The following is a 3,997-nucleotide window of genomic DNA, read 5'->3' as shown; positions in this document are numbered from 1 at the left end:
AGTAATTGCAATCCAATGATTATTGGGTATTGATCACATATATTATGTAAGTGAGAAGAGTGAGTTACACGTTAATTCCAGATAATTCCCTCTTCTCTCCTTCTCTTTTGTTAGTATGTACATTCCTAATGCGGAAATGTCAGATATAAGGAACGAAAGCAAGGGGCTTATTTTTAGTTCCATATCCTCTATTTCTGTCATTATCTCAATAGTATCTGACCTTTCGCAACTTCGACAGGCTTAAAACCATGATAATCTTCTCTTTATCTCTTCCTTTTCTACCGGTGTAAATGGCAATCCCTGATAATGTCTCATTGAAGTCAAAGAATCGTGGCCTTGTCTCAAGCAAACCTCGTTAACTGGGATCCCTGCAGAGATCATCCAGGACTCAATTGATTTCCTGGTACTTTTTGAGCTCACGCCCTTAGAGTCAATACCTGACTTTTCGCACCATCGTTTCAAATTGTTATTCCAGGACTGTTGAGAAGGTGGATTCTTCCCCTTGAAGAAATATCGGAGTACAGATTCAAGTTGTGGGGGTATTGGGTGGATATATCTTTCAAGCTGTGTTCGTTTGGCCTTTCTCTGGGCTTCTGCGGGCAAATGTACGGTCCTTCTCTCCTTCATGATCCATTCGGGGTGGTCATACAACCTCTGAACCTCAACGTATCGCATACCTGACCAGAAGCAGACCTCAAAGATGTCTCTAAGATAATCCTTTTCTATATTTGCAACTAATCAATCATAATCAAAGGAGTCTAATATCCTCACTCCTTTTACAAAAATAGGTTCCATATTTACATTGATATTTTAATAAAACTTAAACTTTTATGGGTGATTCTTTGGAGATCCGGACCTTCCGGAAGTCTCCAGGAGTAATAAAAGTTTCAATTATACATTGAATTGGCTAGGCATTTATGTCATGACCCTGAAAATCGCCACAGAACGTTCTCAGAGCAGTTTTACACATCAGACTTTGTTGATAAGTGCCCTGCACGATTTGAAGCACTGTCCCGAGTCTCAGCTGTCCTAGCTGATAGGTTCAAACCGTGGTCTCTCTTGTATGGTCTGTGATGATCTACATAAGCCCAAGAGTTCTCATCGAGAATTTCATCCGGGTAAGCGTCACACTTTCAGCCCCATGACTTCATGATGTAGGTGTTTGCATTTGTCACACTTTGAGACTAGTTTGATCATGAAATTATACATCACTACTTGATAATCTTCCCATCAAACAAATCTAAAGTATACAAATACAGGTATTATTTTTCGTAACCTTTATTGTACAAAACGAAATTTGGATTAGCGTTGCCTATTGACTGGCAACAACTGAAAAACGGAACGTGATGAACTTGAATACAATCAGGGCACATTATGATGTATTAATAATCGATGGCGAATATCTGCCGGATAAAGACATACAGGCCCTTTACAAGGCTGCAAATGTTGATGTTGCTGACGAACATGTGTGTCTTCCTGAGTTTCGGGGAATGGTTCTCGATGGAAATGCAGAGAACTATCGAGCAGTTGAAGGGAAGTACAAAGGGATCAACTACTATGCAATCTGGCTCCAGTCATCTGAAAAGGTCTATTATATGTTTAAACAGGGTGCAGTGACGGCATCATATTGTAATGTTGGGATTACTTCTATGCCTACTCATGAAGATGTTGAAGCTGAAATTGATAAGAGGAGTAAATAAAATAGAGTGGTGCATTTGATTATGCATCCACCAAATAGAGATGCTGCTTGTTTACTTCAACTATATGAAGCAGGATGCCAAGGGTGACAAACCATTTACTCCCAATGCTCGTGCTCCATGGCTAAACAATTCACTTTTCCCCAAAAGCAGGCACTTCCTTTGAGCCCATCTGATATTCCAACCGTCCTGCCCTTACAAGCGTATCGGCGGTTACAATATCCCCCTCCACTTTTGCTAGGATGTAACTGACCACACTGCCGCCTAGGTAAGCTGTATGCCCCGAGGTTAACCAGCGTCTGCTGGTGATTGCTTCACCACCGCTGGAAACAATCGTCGCATAAAGCAAATGGGTGACCTTTAACGCTAAAATTTTCTCACGCAAAACAGCAGCCTCCATTGGGGAAGCGGTTTGGTCATCGGCGGCAGTCAACAGCGCTTTACGACTTTCGTCACAGGCAGTTATCAGGGATTCTGACTGCAAAACGGCCGTTTCTGCGGCTTGTTGTTCAGCTGTCAACGCTTCTAATTTTGCCTGCTTACGCTCCACTAGGGAAGGGTCTGCCAGCTTCTTGATTTCCACCTCTAACTCAGCTACCTTTTTCTTTTTTGGTTCCACAATTTGCTGGTTTAGCTGTTGCACCTGATTTTGTAATCCCCATCGTTGTCCAACCACTTCCTCAAACGTGTCAATTAGCTTGGATTCCGTGATATTGTAGAAATGGGGCAAATAGACTGAACACTTACTTAGTTTCCCCGCGATTAATGCCCGCAGGGCTGTGTCTGATAGGGAGATCTCTTTGCCTTTGACTGTATAATCCGCGCGGAACATGTTGGACACAGCACCGATGCCGGCCGTTGCTACCGCCACGACTGGTGCCGTCGCTATCGCCGTTTCCACAATTCCTTTCGTTTCTACGAGTTCTTTTTTAGGTTCACTGGGTTGGAGATGTGCTTTATTGGCTTCAATTTGGGCAGCCAGCCCATTTTTCAGTGTCTCCAGCTGACGTTCTACTTGCAGTAGATGCACATCGTCAGCCGCCACGTTCAGGTCTTCTACCAGGAGAATTTTGCAATCCTTCGGCAGCTCCGTATCCTTCACCGCCTTCACCAATTTTTCCACCTGATGGGTTAAAGTATCGTAGGCTACCAGTTCTGCCAAATAGCCAAACTTGTCATCGGTAGTGATAGTTCCCTCAGGTGGGGTGGCAGTGGCTCCGGCCGGTAGTTCGGCTTCCAGTTTGGCTTTGTTTGCCTCTGCAATGGCTTTTTCGCTTTCGGCGATGGCCTGTTCTTGGGCCATTATGGCAGCCTGTTCTTCTTTTTGTTTTAAAGCTTCGCTTTTTTCTTGGTTGTCTGCTTCTTCGCTCATTGTCCCCACTCCCGTTGTTTCAATCCTTGTTTTAATTTACTTACGTTTCGTCTATTCAATTAATTACAGCCAAGCCCCCAGCTACAGCTGATTTCGACAAGAATAATTCATATCAGCCTTTCCAACCCCACTTAGGCAATAACATTCCTACATGCGTTGTGAAGTCTGTTATGTGCAAATACTATCCACCAGACGCATTTGTTGAACAAAAAGAAATGAATCAACAAAACGTTGATCCTCGAAATCATTCAAATAATTCCGGGTGCTTATCTGCAAATTTTATAGCTTCTTCTGGATCCATTACAGGGAAACTGTCGATATAGCAGATGTCCCTCCAAGGGAACAAAGAGGCAGCATAAGCTTCGGTGTTCTCTACATCATATACCTGAACAATCCTACAGCTCGCGATGTCAAGCCATTGCCCGATCATCTTAATTCCTTCTGGATCTTCCCAGTTCTCAAAACGTTTGTGTACCTCTTCGTTGTCTTTTGGATCCCATGTAGTTATGTCTACAAACAACATTTCTTTAACACTCCCCTTAAATTCTATTTAATTAGTTGCAGCCGAAAGCCCCCGCTTGCAGCTGTTCCAGTCAAGAGAACTTTGTTTCAGTACTCCCTACCCCACATAGAATTATCTCGTTCGAATATATATTCTTGTTTATACAAAATATTCCGTAAGTGTTGAAAATAATGTTTCAATGTTTGTTGAAATATTCCATTATGTATTTCAAGCTTCCACGAAATAGAGATACTTGCGATAGGGGAAACACACATCTAGTTCGATTATCATCTTCAGGATAGTGCGACAAGAAGTTATAATAACATGAATTGCGGAAACGCTATCCCTTCCATTTGGGATAATCCTACTATGACATGCGTTGATGGTAACATCAGGGTGTGAAGCTCATAGGACAATATGGAGAAG

Annotated in this window: 5 protein-coding genes; 1 reads left to right on the top strand and 4 read right to left on the bottom strand. The window is 42.6% G+C overall.

Annotation, left to right across the window (positions count from 1 at the left end; translation table 11 throughout):
• Positions 1-42 precede the first annotated feature (42 nt).
• Both KDK67_RS13680 and KDK67_RS13675 read right to left on the bottom strand, forming a co-directional pair.
• The gene (locus KDK67_RS13680) at positions 43-201 is read right to left on the bottom strand and encodes a hypothetical protein (RefSeq protein WP_250869412.1); all 159 of its coding nucleotides are present in this window, start codon (positions 199-201) and stop codon (positions 43-45) included.
• Between the two features lie 39 nt (positions 202-240).
• Positions 241-675, bottom strand: a complete 435-nt coding sequence (locus KDK67_RS13675) for a site-specific integrase (RefSeq protein WP_250869411.1) — start codon at positions 673-675, stop codon at positions 241-243.
• Positions 676-1,352: 677 nt separating this feature from the next.
• On the opposite strand from KDK67_RS13675, the gene KDK67_RS13670 reads away from it, so the two are divergent.
• A complete protein-coding gene (locus KDK67_RS13670; RefSeq protein ID WP_250869410.1) occupies positions 1,353-1,700 on the top strand; it encodes a hypothetical protein in 348 nt (115 codons plus the stop codon).
• Between the two features lie 130 nt (positions 1,701-1,830).
• On the opposite strand, the gene KDK67_RS13665 is transcribed toward KDK67_RS13670, so the two are convergent.
• Positions 1,831-3,069 carry a hypothetical protein gene (locus tag KDK67_RS13665; RefSeq protein ID WP_250869409.1) on the bottom strand — a complete coding sequence of 413 codons (1,239 nt, stop codon included), beginning with the start codon at positions 3,067-3,069 and terminating at the stop codon, positions 1,831-1,833.
• 244 nt (positions 3,070-3,313) lie between these two features.
• On the bottom strand, positions 3,314-3,592 hold the full coding sequence (locus KDK67_RS13660; RefSeq protein WP_250869408.1) for a DUF3303 domain-containing protein: 279 nt from the start codon (positions 3,590-3,592) through the stop codon (positions 3,314-3,316).
• Between the last annotated feature and the right edge of the window lie 405 nt (positions 3,593-3,997).

The organism is Methanococcoides seepicolus, assembly GCF_023684405.1.
GTDB lineage: Archaea > Halobacteriota > Methanosarcinia > Methanosarcinales > Methanosarcinaceae > Methanococcoides > Methanococcoides seepicolus.
This window is presented reverse-complemented; position numbering and strand designations above follow the sequence as displayed.